Origin of the sequence: Microcoleus sp. CAWBG27 (genome assembly GCF_020883145.1) — a bacterium.
Lineage (GTDB): Bacteria > Cyanobacteriota > Cyanobacteriia > Cyanobacteriales > Microcoleaceae > Microcoleus.
Map to the genome: position 1 here is coordinate 42,927 of NZ_JAHREU010000049.1, position 17,673 is coordinate 60,599.

The 17,673-nt window shown below is 42.3% G+C and carries 11 protein-coding genes; 1 reads left to right on the forward strand and 10 read right to left on the reverse strand.

All coding sequences use genetic code 11. The annotated features are described in order from the left end of the window. Window positions 1–13 precede the first annotated feature (13 nt). The 3 genes from QZ938_RS23125 to QZ938_RS23135 are packed head-to-tail and all read right to left on the reverse strand — an operon-like array spanning window position 14 to window position 5,525. On the reverse strand, window positions 14–2,380 hold the full coding sequence (locus QZ938_RS23125; protein ID WP_293351521.1) for a CHASE2 domain-containing protein: 2,367 nt from the start codon (window positions 2,378–2,380) through the stop codon (window positions 14–16). A 27-nt stretch (window positions 2,381–2,407) separates the two neighbouring features. Further along, complete coding sequence (locus QZ938_RS23130) at window positions 2,408–3,892, reverse strand: DUF1822 family protein (protein WP_293351519.1); 1,485 nt, start codon at window positions 3,890–3,892, stop codon at window positions 2,408–2,410. Between the two features lie 13 nt (window positions 3,893–3,905). Continuing rightward, window positions 3,906–5,525: a hypothetical protein gene (locus tag QZ938_RS23135; protein ID WP_293351517.1), complete on the reverse strand. Its 1,620-nt coding sequence runs from the start codon at window positions 5,523–5,525 to the stop codon at window positions 3,906–3,908. Between the two features lie 83 nt (window positions 5,526–5,608). On the opposite strand from QZ938_RS23135, the gene QZ938_RS23140 reads away from it, so the two are divergent. Beyond that, window positions 5,609–5,827: a hypothetical protein gene (locus tag QZ938_RS23140; RefSeq protein ID WP_293351515.1), complete on the forward strand. Its 219-nt coding sequence runs from the start codon at window positions 5,609–5,611 to the stop codon at window positions 5,825–5,827. A 480-nt stretch (window positions 5,828–6,307) separates the two neighbouring features. Here the strand turns inward: QZ938_RS23140 and QZ938_RS23145 are convergent, their stop codons facing one another. From QZ938_RS23145 to QZ938_RS23175, 7 genes are all read right to left on the reverse strand, one after another. Beyond that, complete coding sequence (locus QZ938_RS23145) at window positions 6,308–7,588, reverse strand: transposase (protein WP_293351513.1); 1,281 nt, start codon at window positions 7,586–7,588, stop codon at window positions 6,308–6,310. A gap of 335 nt (window positions 7,589–7,923) precedes the next feature. Then, window positions 7,924–11,373 (reverse strand): DEAD/DEAH box helicase family protein, encoded by a 3,450-nt coding sequence (locus tag QZ938_RS23150; protein ID WP_293351511.1) that lies wholly within the window; start codon window positions 11,371–11,373, stop codon window positions 7,924–7,926. A 4-nt stretch (window positions 11,374–11,377) separates the two neighbouring features. After that, the gene (locus QZ938_RS23155) at window positions 11,378–11,839 is read right to left on the reverse strand and encodes a hypothetical protein (RefSeq protein WP_293351509.1); all 462 of its coding nucleotides are present in this window, start codon (window positions 11,837–11,839) and stop codon (window positions 11,378–11,380) included. A gap of 33 nt (window positions 11,840–11,872) precedes the next feature. Further along, window positions 11,873–13,147, reverse strand: a complete 1,275-nt coding sequence (locus QZ938_RS23160; protein WP_293351507.1) for a transposase — start codon at window positions 13,145–13,147, stop codon at window positions 11,873–11,875. 111 nt (window positions 13,148–13,258) lie between these two features. Then, window positions 13,259–14,623 carry an AAA family ATPase gene (locus tag QZ938_RS23165; protein ID WP_293351505.1) on the reverse strand — a complete coding sequence of 455 codons (1,365 nt, stop codon included), beginning with the start codon at window positions 14,621–14,623 and terminating at the stop codon, window positions 13,259–13,261. Further along, the gene (locus QZ938_RS23170) at window positions 14,574–15,764 is read right to left on the reverse strand and encodes a restriction endonuclease subunit S (protein WP_293351503.1); all 1,191 of its coding nucleotides are present in this window, start codon (window positions 15,762–15,764) and stop codon (window positions 14,574–14,576) included. Before QZ938_RS23170 ends, QZ938_RS23165 begins: the two co-directional genes overlap by 50 nt. Then, complete coding sequence (locus QZ938_RS23175; protein ID WP_293351501.1) at window positions 15,761–17,299, reverse strand: class I SAM-dependent DNA methyltransferase; 1,539 nt, start codon at window positions 17,297–17,299, stop codon at window positions 15,761–15,763. Before QZ938_RS23175 ends, QZ938_RS23170 begins: the two co-directional genes overlap by 4 nt. Between the last annotated feature and the right edge of the window lie 374 nt (window positions 17,300–17,673).

Consider the following 17,673-nt stretch of genomic DNA (forward strand, 5'->3'; position numbering starts at 1 on the left):
CACACTCTTAAATTTAGTTTGCTGTATTTTGAGAACGACTATATACTAACACAGCAAAACTTGTACCCACCAAAGCCAGACCGGCAGGAATCAATGGCACCCAACCACTATGGGTCAAGAAAATCCAGCAAACACCGTACAATATAACAATGCTTGCACCCGTAACTGCGAAATACTGTTTCGATTGACAGTGCCAAGCGATCGCGCCACCTACAACGCCCCACCCCCAAATCCACAATCCATCTACCCAAAAATCCCACCACCAAATTAAGGGCCTCTCATTTAAAGCAGCACTAATAAGTTGACTTACCATTTGAGCGTGGATGATGATATTAGGTAATTTTCGGTAATTTTCTTGGGCTGTAGAGTAAGGAGTGGGATTATAAGATTTAAAACTTTCGGCGGTAGTACCGATCAAAACAATTTTATTTTTCACATCCTCAGGTTTAAGCTGGCCGTTGAGAACTTGTGCGAGGGTGACTCTGGAGATCGCATCTAAAGGCGACCTATAGGAGCGGTAGTTGAGCAATATCTCGTAAGCCCGATCGTCTATTTTATGATAACCCCCCATGTGGGTTCGCAACCGTTTTAAATGTGCTTTACCTAGTTGTAACTCTTCTTTATTGTATGTAGGAAAGATACCATTTGTTAAATAGAGATATTGAAATGCTAATTGAGCGCTGAAGGCATACTCTGCTTTACAAATAGAAGCTACATCCGGTTTGAAAGCAATCAGATGGCGGCGGATCGTACCATCAGCATCCAGAGAAAGATCGTTAAAACCTATTCGTTCTTTTTGCTCTTTTTCCGGGATATTAAATGGCGGTTTAGTACCTGAATTTTCAACACTACGATTGGGAGCTGTACAGGATGCAATTAAGTTTTTAGACTGCTCCATTCTCGCAATTAATTTTGGCAGATTTTGGTCGATCGAGAAATCGTAATGAATTCCTAAACCAATTATTTTTGCTTGATATCTTTCCAGTTTATCCAAAGTTAAATTTAGCGCTTTCTCCGACAAGGAACCTTTTTTATCTTTTTGCTCCGGGAGGTAAAGATCTGACTCGGTAACTTCAACTACTAAAATTCGATTGTCTTCTCCTTCTCCAGGACGGAGTTGCAACATACGATCGTAACTTTGCAATTCTAATGTTTGTAAAATTCCCATCGATCGCATTCCGATAACAGCACCTGTGACTAACACGCTAGCTACCAAAACATTCCGAAGGTTGCGCCAAATCGAAACACGCTGCCGCTCTTCCTCATTCCCCTTCAGCAACTCATCCCAACTTGGAGAATCCACAGCCGGATGCTCGTAAATCATCGGCAGCCAACTAGCAAAGGGATATTCACCCTCCATCCCGTGCAGCTTTTTCCGCGCCTGCATAATAGAGTCACGCAAAGACTTTTTTTCTTTAGCAAATGCGTTTAAAAAATACTCCAAAAACTTCTGAGCAACTTCATCCGGCACTCGCTCTCGCATGGCAATCACGGCTGGAATTTGTAGAGAAGCCAGTTCCTTGACTAATCCCATGCCGTCACAAGAATTAAAAATCACTATTTTCAAACCGCGCTTAATCGCATTGTCTAAACCATATTTTAAATCTTTAATCGATATACTTTCAGTTTCACTCAGAGCTAAATTACCTTGACTGTAATCATGTTTGCTGGAACTATGACCTGCAAAAAATAAAATATCCCAATTTTGCTCCCATAACTGTTCGTTAAGGTCGCGACTGCTAGTAGCTACTAAGGTTGTAATCTCGGCGTTACGATCGACAATTGATTGCTTTAATAGCAGCAAATCTGCTTCAATATCTATGCCTGTACTAGCTCCCAAAATTACTAAAATCCTAATTACATCTTGAGAGTTAATTGGCCGCAGATTGGATATTGTCTGAAAACTGCTAATCACAGGTTCAACTTCAAATTGTTGAAACTTCTCCCATAAATGCCAAGGCAAACCCCATAAATCGACATCATCTGTTTGAATAATGAACCTGACATTAGCCTGGCCTTGCTCTTTACCTTGTTCGTGACTTAATACTTCGATGATTTTATCTCGAATTGGCTGAAAAAAAATATCGCCAAAAGTGAGCCAACTATTAATACTATTTTCTAGGGAAGCTCCTAATTCTTTAATCGAGTAATCGATCACTTTACCCTTATTGATATGCTCTAATTTGCGAGAAGAACCTAAATCGCAATCTCTTCGACAAGTGTTAAAGTTGTCATAGCTTTTTCTCAAATCTTGAGCTGGAGGTAAGTATCCATTAATTTGAAAATTTATAGAGTTAATGCTATCACCGATTCTGAGGGTGACAGGATAGCGTTGGTCTCGATCGAGATTGCGTATTTCCAAAATTACGAGCTTGCTCATAGTCTTTGACTTCTTATCCTAGTTGAGTTAAATGGTAAAATTTTCTGTGACGCTAACTCCACCGCAAGCGACTTTCACCTGGAAATAATCGCCGACAGCAGCCGTAAATTCATAGTTGGGGATATTCTTAATTGAATTCTGAGCCTTTCCTTTCCAGAAAACTTCACCCTCTTCATCTAGGATAATTAACTCGAGATTTGGTGGCAGAGTTTTCGATGTTTTCGATGGCACAGGCAATACGCGCAACTCAATATTAGTCTTATCGGTTCCTTGAGGTAAAAGAGTTATTTCCAGTACAACACGAATAGTATCAAGCTGTATGGTTAATTCCATTATCTTACCAATTCTCACCCCGGCAGCGGAATTATTGGGGTCAAGTTTTCCCAAACTAACAGCAGCTTGGCGTTGCACAATATCATTTTGGGTAGTTTGCAGCAAATTACTCAATCCTGCGATCGCCTCCTGATTTCCAACCTCAACACAACCTAATAATTCAGCAGCCCGCAATTGATTGCTTTTATGGCGATGATCTTGCAATACTTCAAGCAGTGTCGGAATTCCATTCTGGTTACTCGAACCACCGTAGCGATAACCTTCACCTTCCATCGCAGCAATGAAACCAGAATCTAAAATTCCCAACCTCTCTTTTATTTCATCAGCTATTTCCCATCCAGCTTGCAAATAAGCTTTTGCCCGCTGAATCAAACTTGTTTGACTTTGAACCACCGCAGAGGATGCGGCAGCTACTACTGGTTTCTGAATAATTCCTAAACGCCTATCGTACAGTTGTTGCCTGCATTTATCATTAGCTAAAAAAGATGCCCACTCTGCAAATGGAACTATCAGCCTAGGAGAATATACTGATGAATTACCCAAAGTATGCAGTAATTCATTCACTTTCAAATCGGATAAACTTGGCAATGGTGCAATTTCTTGTTGCAAGTTTAACCCGAAAGTAATTTGCATCACGGTAAGAGATGCTGTTAACTCCTCGATCGCTAAAGAATAAGTTCGATCGCCCAAATTATACCTACCTTCATGCTTTAGTTGGCGGTGCGTCGCAAAGCCGCATAACTCTATCCAACACTCACCATCATCTCCATCCAAATTAACTTGTACGGGGAGATAATAGTCAGCACTCCAGTTGGGAATATCTACCCACTCCTGCGGTACGGAAAACTCTTCTAACTCTGCTTCATCACTGGGAATTAAAATCAGCCTAGTTTCGCCAATTTGAAATGCAGTACCATTCAGCACTTCCCAAATACTAGCAAGATCCTGAGCGTGCCAGACTGAAGGCTGAGGGAATGCTTCTTCTGCAAACCATTCCGATAACCAGTTCAAGAATGTCTTTACACAAACACCATTGAGATAAGCATTGTAGCGAGAAATCGGATTAGGATGATATTGAGCTTGATGCCATACATTTTCTCGATCGGCTTCGTTAATTGTCAATTGCAAACAATTCGAGTTATGAAAAGCAAAAGACTGTAATTTGTTGAGTTCAAACATTGTTTTATTCTCCTTATTTAGAAGTAGTTAAATTTTTCAGAAATTCTTGAACGATCGCGTCAATATCTTGAGAGCTATATGGGCTATCTATCGATAAATTTAGAGCGCGACAAGTAGCTAAAAATTGAGGTTTATAAAACTCAATTAGCCACTTTTCTACATACTCAGCTTCCCAAAAATTCAGCAAGTTTATCAATTTTGCCTGTAATTTATGCTGGGATTGAGAGATTGTAGCAGCGAGTTCTAATAAATTCATGCCCAGCTGATCGGCAATCTTTTCTTCTGCTAACTGCCGGCCGTACCGCAGCCGCAAAACTTCTTGCTGTTGAGAATCAAGTTCTGCGATCGCTTCAACTAAAGCCGCCGATCTGTAATCGGATCTATCGGGTGCCCGGAAGTCTTTTTGCAGCCATCCCACTACATACTCATCAACCCTTCGATCGGGTTGGGACAATTTTCCCAAAGTTTCTAATAGTTGAATTTTCATCCTTTTGAGTTTTCTCGAAATAGATGTTTGGTCTATTCCTATTGAAATTTCTAGTTGTTTTTGCTTGAATCCGGCACCGTAATAAAGTAATAGCATTTTACGCTGCTCTGGTTGGAAGGTTTCTAACTTTTCGCGAAAAGCAGAGTCAATGAGGCGGTAAGTTTTCCATGCTGGGGTGTCCGAGTTTTCTGGCTCTAATTCACATAATAATTTATCACGATCTCCCTCAGAAAGCTCTTCTAAAGATTTTGAAAATTTGGTAAAGTTGGGATAAATTTCTAACTTAATAATGCAATCTTTCATCCATAATTGCATTTTTTCTGGGCTGATGTTTCTACCTGCCGAAACTTCATGTGGCGCTGAAGGCAAGAACTTTTCTGCATTGTAACATTCCGCTGCTGCCTGAAAATCTTCAATGTCAGCATCCGGCCATTTTTGCCCTCTTTGCCGAATAGCGAGATTATTCACCTTATTAAAGTTATAAACTTGTTTAAAGTATTTCCGTGCAAATTTAATTTGAGTAATATCGGGTTCTCGATATCCAGCTCTTTCCAGTGCTTCCTGAAGATCTCGATCGCTTTTTTTAACTAGCAGCCGCCAGCGCGAGAACTTACCGACACCTGATTCAGATTTGATAAATCCTATCAAACTTTGCTGAACGTAGGTATCTAAAGAAGTTTGGCGAGAAATATCATAGGATTTTAATAACCTCAAAAGATTGTCAGAACTGTAAATAAAAAGGCGAGGACAGTAGATATATTCCTCCCAAGAACTAGATTTTGACTGCTGCCATACTTCTCTAGCGGCATAGTAGCAACTTTTTTCAAAGTAACTAGCCAAGTGTTCTAAAGCTAGTCTTCTCCTGTTTTGTGGTTCCCAATCTTCGGCAATCTGCGACGGAGCATCAATTGCTATGTGCCTCCAAAATTCGGCTATATTTTTACTTCGATCGGGCTGATCGCACAACTGTGAAAGTTCCTGATTTAGTTCTTGGTATAACTCAAAGTTGCGTTTCAGTTCAGGATAGATTTGCCACTGAATGACAGGGCGATCGTTCCGGGTATCCAACACGAAATAGGTAAAAAATTTCTCGCCATTATCTCGACGATCGGGTAATTTGGGCATACTTCCCTGAAAAGTGGGCATCTTAGCTGATTCTCCAATAACAACAGACAACAAAAAAGGAAAAATCGATCGGGGATTTTGTAGTTGAAATTTGACTCGCCTAGTTGGAAACTATACCTGAGCTCGGGCAGTTACTCGATCGCAGACTATTCGCCGATACGGGGTTGGAGGTGTTGCTGAGCGGCAGCAGGAAAGGTGCGATCGATCTGAGCATAGAGGCTGTAATAGAACTTTGGAAGCTTACTACTTATTTATTGGTGCTACCAGCCGATAATTATGCAGGTGGCTTTGAGTTGGAGACGCAGAATTGTTTCCTACTTTGAGCGAGGACATCAGTCCGGTAGTTCACCAGACAGATTTTTCGTCGGGCGTCGAACGCTGAAACAACCTTTTTTCCTTGAAAATCATTCTACTGGACTGGCGTTCCAGGAGTGTATCTGTTGCTTGCCCGCCTGCTGAGGCTGAAAGTAGGGCTGGTGTCTGAGTCTTGAGACATAACTGCTTGGGTTGGAGTTGCTACAGGCGAACTTCCCGACGCATTTCTCCAAAAGTGGGGCGCTAGATGTTACAGGCAGTCTTAGGGAGTCGGTATAGTAGACTATTTTGACAAAAAGAACGAAATATATATTATGTAGGGGCGATCGCACGAAGGCGACAGTAGATCGCGATCGCCAACCATTTTTTTGCCCTCATGCGAGAGCTCTGCCAAGGTCTAAATCAACATACATACTATGCTACTTGTGTCAAGTCCTAATACTAAACCGCAGCTACGGCGTCGGTTATAACAATACTTCGGACAGTTTTTAAGCAGCGAGAGTACCATAGGATAGGACTGAGGGAAGGTTAGGGTGATTTAAAATTAAATTCCGGTCTAAATCTAACTTATCAATAAAGGTGTAAAGTATATGCCTATTGAATTCACGGCGTTTATAAGAGGTCATCGAAAACACGAATGGCTCGGGCGATAAATGACTATTATAAGCTTCATATTTAGCTAAATTTAAAGCAATTAGACTGGCATTAAAATGAAAATCAAGGCATTGACCACTACGAGATTGACAATTGGATAAGCCCGTAAATTGTTTGGCATCACGAAAAATAAACTCAATCTGAAAACGAGCCTGATAATACTCAAGTATTTGCTCACCTGTCAGCTCGATATCAGTGCTGAATAATAAAATATTTTTGATTTTACCATTGGGTTGAACTTCTGAAAGACAAGCTAAACGTATTTTGCATTTTAAAGAAACACTCCATACTACTAATGAGTAAAGCTTAACTCTCGGTTTTACTTCTTTGATAAAGGTTAAGTCTTTTAACTTATTACAGTCTACTTTTCCATCGTATTTACGAGGTGCACCTCTTGGATTTTGTTCACCTGTATAGAGGTATTTTAAGTTGGCATCTGACCGTAATTTACTAATCAAATTTAAATTTGAATCTCGTACAGCATCCCAGAACTTAGCGCGGCAATAATAACCGTCAGCTACCAAATAACGTACAGATTCTGGCAATAAAGAACGGGTTTTTTTTAAATGTTGAGCATAGTCGTCAACTCTTGTTATCTCAGGCGTTGAGCTTTGAGAGCCTTTCTTTTTAGTAGTTTTTTTTGACTTTTTTTTCGCTTGAGAAGTGAGGGGATTTTTGGGTAGTTCTGTGGGAGGACGGTAGGGTGTTTGTTGTACACTCACACTATAAGACAAATGAGTTTCGACTTCGACCACAGAAATTACAGAAATTTCTAATCCCTCTTCTGGTCTGCCAGCTACACCATTATAAAAGCTAGCTTTTCCTTCAGTTTTTTTGCCACTCTTGTCAATAAATGAACAATCGATTACAGCAATAATGGTTTGCTCAGAATCCAAGGCTTTATTGATAAAATATTGATGAAATTCTGCGAAATCAAAGTTTTTCAAAAAATGACGGCGATAAGTTTTTTCATTCAACGAACTGTAACGGCTCAGATTGGTAAAGTTCACCTTGCCATAAACAAGCAATATGGTGGAAAACAAGGTCACCATAAACTTTTTTTGGGATTGACTAATCCCTGACATTTGTTGTAAAATAGATTCTAGAATATTCATCAGGCATTTTTTTAAGTTCGTCTGTTTTTTGAGCTTAACGTAAAAAGTGCCTTTTTTTTTGATTTTCGGTTAAAATCCCAGGGACTTTTTGTCTCTGCTCGGGGAGCGTCCCTGTTCCAAAACTGTCCGAAGTATTGTTATAATTCAATACCGTTTACTTAAGACTACCCTGAGGGTAAAACCCGATGAGAAATAGATACGGAGATTGCTTCGTTCCTCGCAATGACTATCTTAAGTAAACCGTATTGGGTTCTAATTAGTTGCTAGAAGATCACTATCGCGCCACCCGCCTACTGGAAAATTGTTGCAAATAATGATATTGTCTGTTGCTGAAATTATGCAGCAGCCCGCGTACAAACTTCTTCAAGTATCAGAAATAATTCATCTACTTGCTCCGAGGTAAATAATCCGTCTGGGCCCTGTGGTGTAATGTCGGTAAATGGCGATTCATAGAGGATTGCTGCATCCATTGCTCCATGTTCGGTTAGGTAGTCTACGATCGTATTCACAAACTCAATCTGATTCGAGTTAAGATTTTTTCCAGATATAAATTTGCCTAGTTCCTGTTTGGCTACCTCGCGATCGAGTCCTACTAAGGAACGGACGAATAAACCCAACCCGTGGGATTCTTCTTTAGCACGGTTTATATCTTCCTCAGCGCCTAATTTGTTCTCTAGCAATATCTTCTCTAACTCAGATAGATCGGATAAAGTCAGTTGTTTGTTAGTTCGCAGTTTGAAAATGACTACATTATCTTGATACGATCGCAAAAAAGCCCTTGCTTTAGCCCGGAACTTCTCAAAGTTATCCAATGCTGTGAAACCAGGCAGCTCAACTATTACCTCATCCCCCATCACATCCTCAAAGTCGGTGTAAATAGGTTGGCGTTTTTGTTTCTCAATCAGCCTTACTAGCCCCCGCAGGCGTTTGCGTAGCACTTCCAGCATTGGTAATGTCACATCTTGCCACCACTCATTGGTTTGTACCTCCTGAATCAAGGATAATTGTTCTTGCACTAATGGAATGGCAGATTTTTCCTCTAGCAATCCTGCAAGTGATTTCACCTGTTCTTGCAAACGCTTAAATGTAGCATCCGATCGCAGGATTGCTAATTGTAACTTCAGCATCAGCACGTCAAATCTTTTTACCTCTTCTGCTTCTGTTTCCAATTGGGAAGGCAAACCAGCTACTTCTTGATTGAGTTCGGTAAAATCCTCGATCGACAGCGACGCCCATGCTGCGGAATTAGCATATTTCTCGACGAATCGCCGCTTGGGGCGGACTATGAAGTTTTCGCTATTCATCGCAGCAACTTCTGTATAGAGTAAATTGGCTACTTCGTGGCGCAATTGTGCATCATTTTCGGGTTCTTTAGAGAAGGGTTGATGCTCTTGCAGCCCGAGCGAATTTGCTTGGCTCGCCGAGGTAATTTCAGGTGTTCGTTTATCTAGTTCTTCGATTAATTTCAATCTGGCAGTAAACAATTGCTTGCCCAATGACTTAGCTATTGGCGCATCAATAGTGTCGGGGGTATGTTGAAAAAACTCTAGGTTTTGGCAATAGTCAAACAGGTAAAAGAATTGCTTATCTTGCCCTATTCCAAATAGATCTGGACACAGCCTAGTACCTCGCCCTATCATCTGCCAAAACTTAGTTTTGGAGCGAACAATTTTGAACAGCACCAGATTTACTACTTCTGGCACGTCAATCCCAGTGTCGAGCATATCGACTGAGATAGCGATATGGGGTTCTTTATCTTTTTGGGAAAAGTTATCGATCAGATTTTGAGCATAGGGGGTTTTGAAGGTAATAACGCGGGCAAACTCACCTTTAAAATGTGGATAGTTGGCGTTGAACCGTTCGGCAATAAACTCTGCATGATCTTGGTTTTTAGCAAAGATAATAGTTTTACCCAGCCGATCGCCCCCAGCAACCTTTAAGCCCCTAGTCATCAGATGCTCTAGCACCCGATCCACGGTATTTTTATTGAACAGCCACTTGTTGAGCGCTTCTGCTTCTACGCGATCGGGGGCGTTGCCTTCTGTGTCCCATTCTAGCGCATCCCACTCTTCTCTTTCCGATTCCGAAAGTTCGTTATAATTAATTCCCTGGCGTTGAAACTTAAGCGGTACAGATATAGCTTTTGGTGGAACTAGATAACCATCCTTTACGGCATCTTCAAGCGAGTAAGCATCGGTAGGTACGCCGTTTTCTAAGTCAAACAGTCCGTAAGTATTGCGGTCTATTTCATCTTTTGGCGTGGCGGTTAGTCCTAGCAAGAGCGAATCAAAATAGTTGAAAATTGTGCGGTATTTCTGGAAAACAGATCGGTGAGCTTCATCAATAATAATTAGGTCAAAATGCCCGACGCCAAAACGACGCTGGCCGTCACGGGTATCATCAATTAATCCCATCATGGTGGGATAGGTGCAAGCAAAAACCCGCCCTTCGGTATCTTTTTCTGTGACTAAGTTGACTGGGGCGGCATCGGGGAGATGTTTCTTAAATACATTAATTGCTTGATTTACTAAGGCCACACGATCGGCTAAAAATAGTACCCGTTTCACCCAGTTGCAACGCATCAGCATATCTACTAAGGCGATCGCAGTTCTGGTTTTGCCCGCACCAGTCGCCATGACTATCAGGGCTTTGCGGTCTTTATCAGTCTCGAAAGCTTCGGTAATGCGGCGGATACCGCGAGTTTGATAATATCGTTCGGCAATGCTAGGATTAATGGTGGCTGCTGCTAAAGATTTGCGGGTAGTCCGGCGCTGTACGAGTAATTGTAATTCAGTTTTTTTGTAAAATCCTTGCACTTGCCGCGGTGGGTAATTAGTATCATCCCACTGCCAATGTTCGTAACCGTTGGAGTAGAAAATAACTGGGCGTTGATTGAATTGTTTTTCTAGACAATCTGCATATAATTTAGCCTGTTGTTGTCCGATGCGGGGGTCGTTTCGAGTGCGTTTGGCTTCTACGAGTGCTAGAGGTTTACCGTCATCGCCCCAGAGGACGTAATCAACAAAACCTTGACTTGATGAATTGGGCATTCCTGTAACCGGAAATTCCCGATCGCGCTCTCGATCTAATGCCCATCCTACCTCTTTTAACAACAAGTCGATAAAAATATCGCGGGTTTGTGCTTCAGAATAATCATGGGTATCGGGTTGGGTGACACTGGCTTTCTTGACTGCTGCCAATTCTGCCCGTAGTTGTTTCAGTTCCTGATCAATTGCGTTTTTGTCTGCTACAAGTGTTGAGAGCTTTTCATCGCGTTGGCGTAGCCCGCCGAAGGCATCGCGCAATTGAGTTTCTAGTTTCTGGAGTTGTTCAATGGTTTGCTTAGGAACTGGTGCAGTCTTCGGCAATGCGTCGGGATTGAAGGTAAGCCCCGCATTTGGTTTGCTGCTGCGTCCATAGGTGTGTGCTAACCAATATGTAACATGAAACAACTCCCGGACTGCATTTATAGCATCATTAACAGGGATAATTCTGGCACTGTGGACTGCCGGATTTCCGAGTTTAATAATGACTCTTGCTTTGTTAAAGATTGCTTCACCTACTAAGTTTTTAAAGGTAGGCTCGTGAATCAAAGCGCTTAGATTATCTTGATAAGGAAGTTCAAGGGAATTATCATATTTGTATAACCAGTTTACCGTTAACTCCAAAGTTCTACGGGCATAAAAGCAGGCAGTGCGAGGGTCGGGATGTACTGCATCAACTGCTTTATTGGCTGATTCGTAAATTGTGGGAAAATCCGATCGAATAAAGGTAAACTGGCTCATGAATTTATGGCATTTGGTGATAACTTTTTAAATCGCTGTCTAGTGACCAAATAAAAACTTCACTCATTGAAAAAAGATTACAGGACTTATGAAATTCCTGAATGATGCTGAGATCCCCGAAGCTTGTTCCTTCTAATTTAAGAGGTGCTTTGTTTTTGCCAGCCAGATCCGGAAATTGGTCAATCCATAGCAATATCTCTTCGGTGTTCGGGAATGTGGTAGGTCTCCAGGGGGCTACACCCGTGAAAGCTTGTTTAACTTCTTTAACAAAACGTATGGCTGTTTTCCTTCGCACTGTGCCGTCCCCGTTTTGGGCGATGTGGTTGCCTGTTTCGAGTATTGTTGCCATCGGCAACAGAAAAGTACAGCCAGTTTGAGAATAGGTGATAAAATCTTCAAGAACTGATGCTCTATGCTGATTATAGTTGGGAACGTTGAGTATTTCGAGGAATATGCTGGTATCCATCAGGCAAATAGCTTGTAAAAGTATAGTCATCTATTACATGACATGGGAGGCGTTCAGTCCCTCCCCTTTCTTTTTTACTTCGAGCGGATTAACCCGCCTTGGCTGAACTACGCAGCTCTCTATCCCATTGCCGAAGGCATTTGGGATTGCTTTTTTCAAAATATTATAAGACCCGTTAACATCGGCATTAATCAATCGACCGTCCGATGTTTTGTACAATCCTCTCTTAATTCGTTTACCACAAAACTTCATATGAGCAGCACCATTCTCCCCGTAAACAGGAATCGGGTCTAAATTCAGGAAACTGGATATAGAAGTATATGATTCTTCCTGCACCATCACTCTTATTCCCACCAATGCAGCCTTATATTCCAACATCTCAATCAATCGAGCATGAGGAACTGTTACGAAGTTCTGATTAGTTTTTTTTCCTAAATTTATCTCGTTTTTCCATTGTACATTTTTACCAATTACCAGAGTTCCCATCTTTCGTTCTCTTAAAATATTAATGATCGAACGACTGGCATGGTGTAAGTAATTATCGATTTTCTGGTTTCGACAACGAGTTAGGCGTTGAATCCGTGATGAGGTTTTACGCAAACCTTTTAGCTGGGATTGTAACTGTGCTTTACGTTTGTTGTAGAATTGATTAATTGATTTCAATGGTCGCCCGTTAATCAGCAGAGGGGTAAAGCCCGGCTGATTTGAAGTTAACGCCATTAAATTATTCAATCCTAAATCAATACTAGCTATTAATTCTTTTTGGTTTTCATCCAGGGTGGACTCCGGTTCATTGTAAATTACCTCAATTACATAGCAATCGCATTTGGGAACCAATCTAACTTGACAAATCTGCTCTTGTTTGAGCTGAGTTTTAATTAAAATATTAGTACCTGAAAGCTTGATAATTCCTTTCTTTAGTTGCTGGCGACTAATCGCCTGAATTGTATAGACGAGAATATTCCGACCCTTGACTTTATCTTTGTACTTTGGTAATTTCGGGCGACCCGTGAATTTCGTGGGCTCTATTTGGTAAGCTTTGACTGCTTCAAAAAAAGACTTCCAATTTTTGTCCAATATCATTAATATTTGTTGACTTACCTTGGCCGGTAAGTTCTTGTATGCTTGATGAGACTTCATCAAACGGTTCATTTCGTTGTAATTAATGTAACCCCATCCATAGACAAAACTCTGACGGATAACGTAGTTAGCCGCGTTGTACAAATTTTTGGATTTAAAGGCTAATCCGTCAATTTCAACAAAACGATTCTCGGTGGATTTAATGATGTGTCTCTCTGCTAGTTGCATTTAGACTCTCCATTTTTTAACGCTCGCCATCATTCTCTGACTTGGCTTTCTTGGCTATATGATACTACCATTGTCTATTGATGCTTAGAATCTTAATGAAGTTTTATAATACTACTCATTCCCATACTCCTGTAACCGAGACAGCCATGCCGTAGCTTGCTGTTTTCTGTCTTCAGGGGTGTGCGGCGATTTGACGAATCGATCGACTATTCCAGCAGTTACCAGTTGACCGATCGGCCCCTGAGATATCAGACTGGGAAAATCGTACATCTCTCCAAGCCGTACCAGGCGGCTATCTCCTGCCTCTGGATTGCGGTAACAAAACACTACATCACCCAGGGCAGCATCGGGTAAGGCATCCATTAAAGCTGGGTTGTGAGTAGACAGCAGCACTCGCAATTTACGCCTCTCGGCAATATCTCGGATGCTGGCGAGTAAATGCTTGGCGCGATTGGGATGAACGCCGTTGTCGATTTCCTCGATGACGACTAAACTGCCTTCGATAGCTGATAGCATAGCTGCTGCGATCGCCAAAACTCGCAAAGTGCCATCGGATAATAATGCCGCCTCACAATAACGACGGGTATTGCCAAAGGTTTCGGCTAGCCGCACCATCACTTCATCCCGCGGGCCGAAAATGAAATCTAGCCCATCTATAGCTTGCTCTGGTAGACTCTGGATAAAGTTGAGAATTGCCTGTTGATTTTCGGCTTGATTCTCCCACAAACGAAACAAAACGCTAGAAAGATTAGTACCATCTTCTTGCAATCGCTTATCAGATTTGAAGCTATACTCGCGCATTCTGGCGGGGACGGGATCTAAAAATAGGATATTTTGTAAGACTTTTTGATATTCGCGGACGGTTTCAGGAATGCTTTTTTGGGATTTGGGGTACTTTGGATCAAAATGGGCAGGGGTGTCTAATTGCACGAATATAGCCATTTGATCGCTGCACGTTATTCGTGGCTTGTTCTTCCCTTTTGTAAAGTTGTTATAGGCCACACGAACATCAGTCCCTACTCCTTGAGAAGGCTGATCTAGCTGATATAGCGGGACTTGACTTGTTGAGTCAACGATTCGCTCATTACTGATGTGCAGTTCTCCGTCACGCACATTTAGGGTGATATCGAGTTGGTTCCATTCTGTTGAGTCCAAACGGCAACCGATGGTAAAATTTGACTCTCCCCGATGGCACAAGTCATTTACTCGACCGCGCACAACACGGTCTGCACTATTGACGGCATATTGAATACTGGAGAGTTTTTGACCTTGGGCCAGCCATGACAGAAAGCGCAAACCTTCAAGGGCGTTACTTTTGCCTGCGGCGTTTGCACCTATTAGTACAGTCAGCGATCCAAGGGGTAATCGGCTTGTACTGTAACTTTTGAAGTTAGCGAGGGTAAATTCCGTTAGCATGGCGTTCATGTCATAATTCTCCTCTAAATGCTCGATGTTGGAGGGAAGCAAAAAGGGCATCGAGTTCTGACAGTGAGGCGCGGTGTGCTGCTTTGAGTTTTTCTACGACTTCGACGCGGTGGACAAATTCTTGTTGGAGATCAATTGAGGGGATAGGAACTTGGAAATTTTTAATCTGCTCAAATTTTAAACCGGGCTTTGTTTGACCATATTGGACTTTTGCGATTTGACGTTGACCCCCAGTCTTAAAACTTAAGAAAAAAGACAAGAATAAGGGGGATATGCTTTTAGGATCTAAACGAAGAATAGCTACATGCTGACTGATATAAGCACCCTGAAGCTCATTTGGAACAGGAGCCGCTCGACCGATACGGGAACCCGTTATGGTGAGCAAAACATCTCCATTTTTTACTTGTGTTCTACGTGCTTCAGCGTTGTTCGGGGGAGATACAAAAGTGATGTCATCGTTACTTATACAGTTCATCTTTACATCCAAAGAGCGTAAGAATCGGCTACCACTTGGAGCATAAAATTTTGCCCAGCCTCGACCTCCACTTGTTATAAACAGTAAATAATCTCCCAATGGCTTAATACTTAAGCCTTTCGGATTAGTAACTGGATCGCCGAACATTTCTATAAAGATGGCTTCTGAGAGGGTGTCGAGTTCTGCGATCGCCTCCCGACGTTTAGATATGAGAGATTGGGCGCGATCGAGTATCTCCGCAATCCGCCTCTGCTCTTCTAATATCGGAACGGGAATTTCCATTTCTTGAAAACGTCCCTTAGTTAGAAGAGGTAAAGTTGTCGAAGCTCCTAAATGTCTAATTAGTGATGTCAGCGTCTGACAGTAATGAAAAACATAGCGAGGAAAAACAATATTTTTGTTGCACACCAAAGCATTAATCTGTTGATTAGTTGCTAATTCTGTTCCAGAAAAGCCAACTTTTCCGATCGTTGCACCAATACAGCAAACTAAAACAGCTTCAGCAGGTAAAAGCCTTGCTTGCTTTACTCCATCATCCGAAAGGCTTTTAGGGCTTTGAGTAATTAACTCCACTCCACCTAATTCTGCTGGGCCTATAAATGGGATGGAGCCTCCATAATACTCAGGATGACTTGTTAATGGGGTTGTACCTGTAATAACCTCAGCCACTTCTTTGAATGAACGAGTTGGCCATAAAGGGGGAAATTTATGTCTCATCCTAATATTTCCTCCAATTTCTCCATCCCCTGCTGAATCTCCACCTCTAACTTCGCCAAATCAGCAAGAATATCTTTAGGTGCACGATACTCCACCTCTTCATGCACCACTTCCTTATAACGATTCAGGCTAAGGTCATACCCCTGAGCCGCAATATCAGCCTTCGGCACACAAAAACTCTGAGCCGTGCGGACTCGCTCCCGTTCCTCAGTATTCCGCAGTCGCCAACGACTCAACACATCCGGCAGATTATTTTTATTATGTTCCTCTGCTGTTAACTCCGCAGTCGGAACAGCACCTAATTTATCCTCAGCCAGCAAAGGCGTTCTTTTATCGTCCAAACTCCAGCCATCAGCATTCAAATTGTAGAACCAAACAAAATCAGTTCCACCTGAGTCAGTTTTAGTAAATAGTAAAATTGCAGTAGAAACACCCGCATAGGGCTTAAAAACACCACCGGGCAGAGAAATCACAGCATCAAGCTTCTGCTCCTCAATCAACAAGCGGCGCAATTCCTTATGTGCCTTAGAAGATCCAAAAAGCACCCCATCCGGCACAATTACCGCCGCCCGTCCCCCCGGTTTCAGCAATCTTAAAAACAAAGCCAAAAATAGTAATTCAGTCTTCTTAGTCTTGACGATCGCCTGCAAATCTTTAGCCGTGTTCTCATAGTCCAACGAACCAGCAAAAGGCGGATTAGCCAATACTAATGTATAAGATTCCTCATCACCAGAATGTTCCTGTGCCAGCGAATCCTGATAGCGCACATCCGGGTTTTCTACCCCATGCAAAAGCATATTCATACTGCCAATCCGCAGCATCGTATTATCAAAATCAAACCCGTGAAACATCTGATGGTGAAAATGTTGCTTCATCTTGGTATCGCGCAGAATTTCCGGGTAATGCGCTCTTAAGTATTCATTTGCAGCCACCAGAAAGCCGCAAGTCCCACTAGCCGGATCGCAAATCACATCCCCCGGAGTGGGTGCAGTCAGTTCCACCATCAACCCAATAACGTGGCGCGGCGTGCGAAACTGTCCGTTCTGTCCAGCCGAGGCAATCTTGCCCAACATATATTCGTAAAGGTCGCCTTTAGTGTCCCTGTCTTCCATCGGTACACCATCCAGCAAATCCACCACCTTAGACAGCAGCGCCGGTGTCGGAATTGTGAAACGGGCATCCTTCATGTGGTGCGCGTAAGTCGAATCATCTCCCCCCAAAGTCCGCAGGAAAGGGAAAACATGATCGTTAACGACCTCAAACATCTCCTTCGGTGCAAAATTCTTGAACCTCGACCAACGCAAATCCTCATAGGAGCGTTTTTTGATATCTTCCCCTTCTGGGAAAATCCGGCGTTCCAGTGGGCGCTTGAGCCGGTTAGCTTTGTTTTCTTCCAGAGTATGCAGGTCATCCAGACGACGCAGAAACAGCAGATAAGTAATCTGTTCAATGACTTCGAGGGGATTGGAGATACCGCCCGACCAGAAAGCATCCCAGATTTTATCGATTTGGCTTTTGATTTCCCCTGATATCATATTGCGCTTTCTTGTCCGATAATTATCAAAAATTTGGGTGAATATCAGTTTAGCTTGGATGCGGCGCGCGAACTCGCTATGCGATGATCGAGCAATCTATTTGCTGCTTCTACCCCTGTTTGAACGTTTCACCCTCTAGCTGCTGCTGAAGGTGGTGGCGAAAGTGGCGGATTAGGTCGGTGCGGGTAGTTGAGTCGCGCCCGAGGCACTCTGAAACTCGTCTATTTAAAGAGATTTTCAACATCATTTATAGCCTTTCTCAGAAAGATGAGGTACAATAACAGCAGTGCGTAAACCAGTTAAAAATATTTGATGATGTAACTTGACTGAACCCCAACTCTATGGCTTTGGCTAATTCTTGATAATTAGGTGTC

What these genes read in the sequence shown, in the direction of transcription:
- QZ938_RS23145 (WP_293351513.1), bottom strand. Translation starts at nt 7,588, where the DNA reads ATGAATATTCTAGAATCTATTTTACAACAAATGTCAGGGATTAGTCAA.
- QZ938_RS23130 (WP_293351519.1), bottom strand. Translation starts at nt 3,892, where the DNA reads ATGTTTGAACTCAACAAATTACAGTCTTTTGCTTTTCATAACTCGAAT.
- QZ938_RS23165 (WP_293351505.1), bottom strand. Translation starts at nt 14,623, where the DNA reads ATGCCCTTTTTGCTTCCCTCCAACATCGAGCATTTAGAGGAGAATTAT.
- QZ938_RS23150 (WP_293351511.1), bottom strand. Translation starts at nt 11,373, where the DNA reads ATGAGCCAGTTTACCTTTATTCGATCGGATTTTCCCACAATTTACGAA.
- QZ938_RS23135 (WP_293351517.1), bottom strand. Translation starts at nt 5,525, where the DNA reads ATGCCCACTTTTCAGGGAAGTATGCCCAAATTACCCGATCGTCGAGAT.
- QZ938_RS23125 (WP_293351521.1), bottom strand. Translation starts at nt 2,380, where the DNA reads ATGAGCAAGCTCGTAATTTTGGAAATACGCAATCTCGATCGAGACCAA.
- QZ938_RS23175 (WP_293351501.1), bottom strand. Translation starts at nt 17,299, where the DNA reads ATGATATCAGGGGAAATCAAAAGCCAAATCGATAAAATCTGGGATGCT.
- QZ938_RS23160 (WP_293351507.1), bottom strand. Translation starts at nt 13,147, where the DNA reads ATGCAACTAGCAGAGAGACACATCATTAAATCCACCGAGAATCGTTTT.
- QZ938_RS23170 (WP_293351503.1), bottom strand. Translation starts at nt 15,764, where the DNA reads ATGAGACATAAATTTCCCCCTTTATGGCCAACTCGTTCATTCAAAGAA.
- QZ938_RS23155 (WP_293351509.1), bottom strand. Translation starts at nt 11,839, where the DNA reads ATGGATACCAGCATATTCCTCGAAATACTCAACGTTCCCAACTATAAT.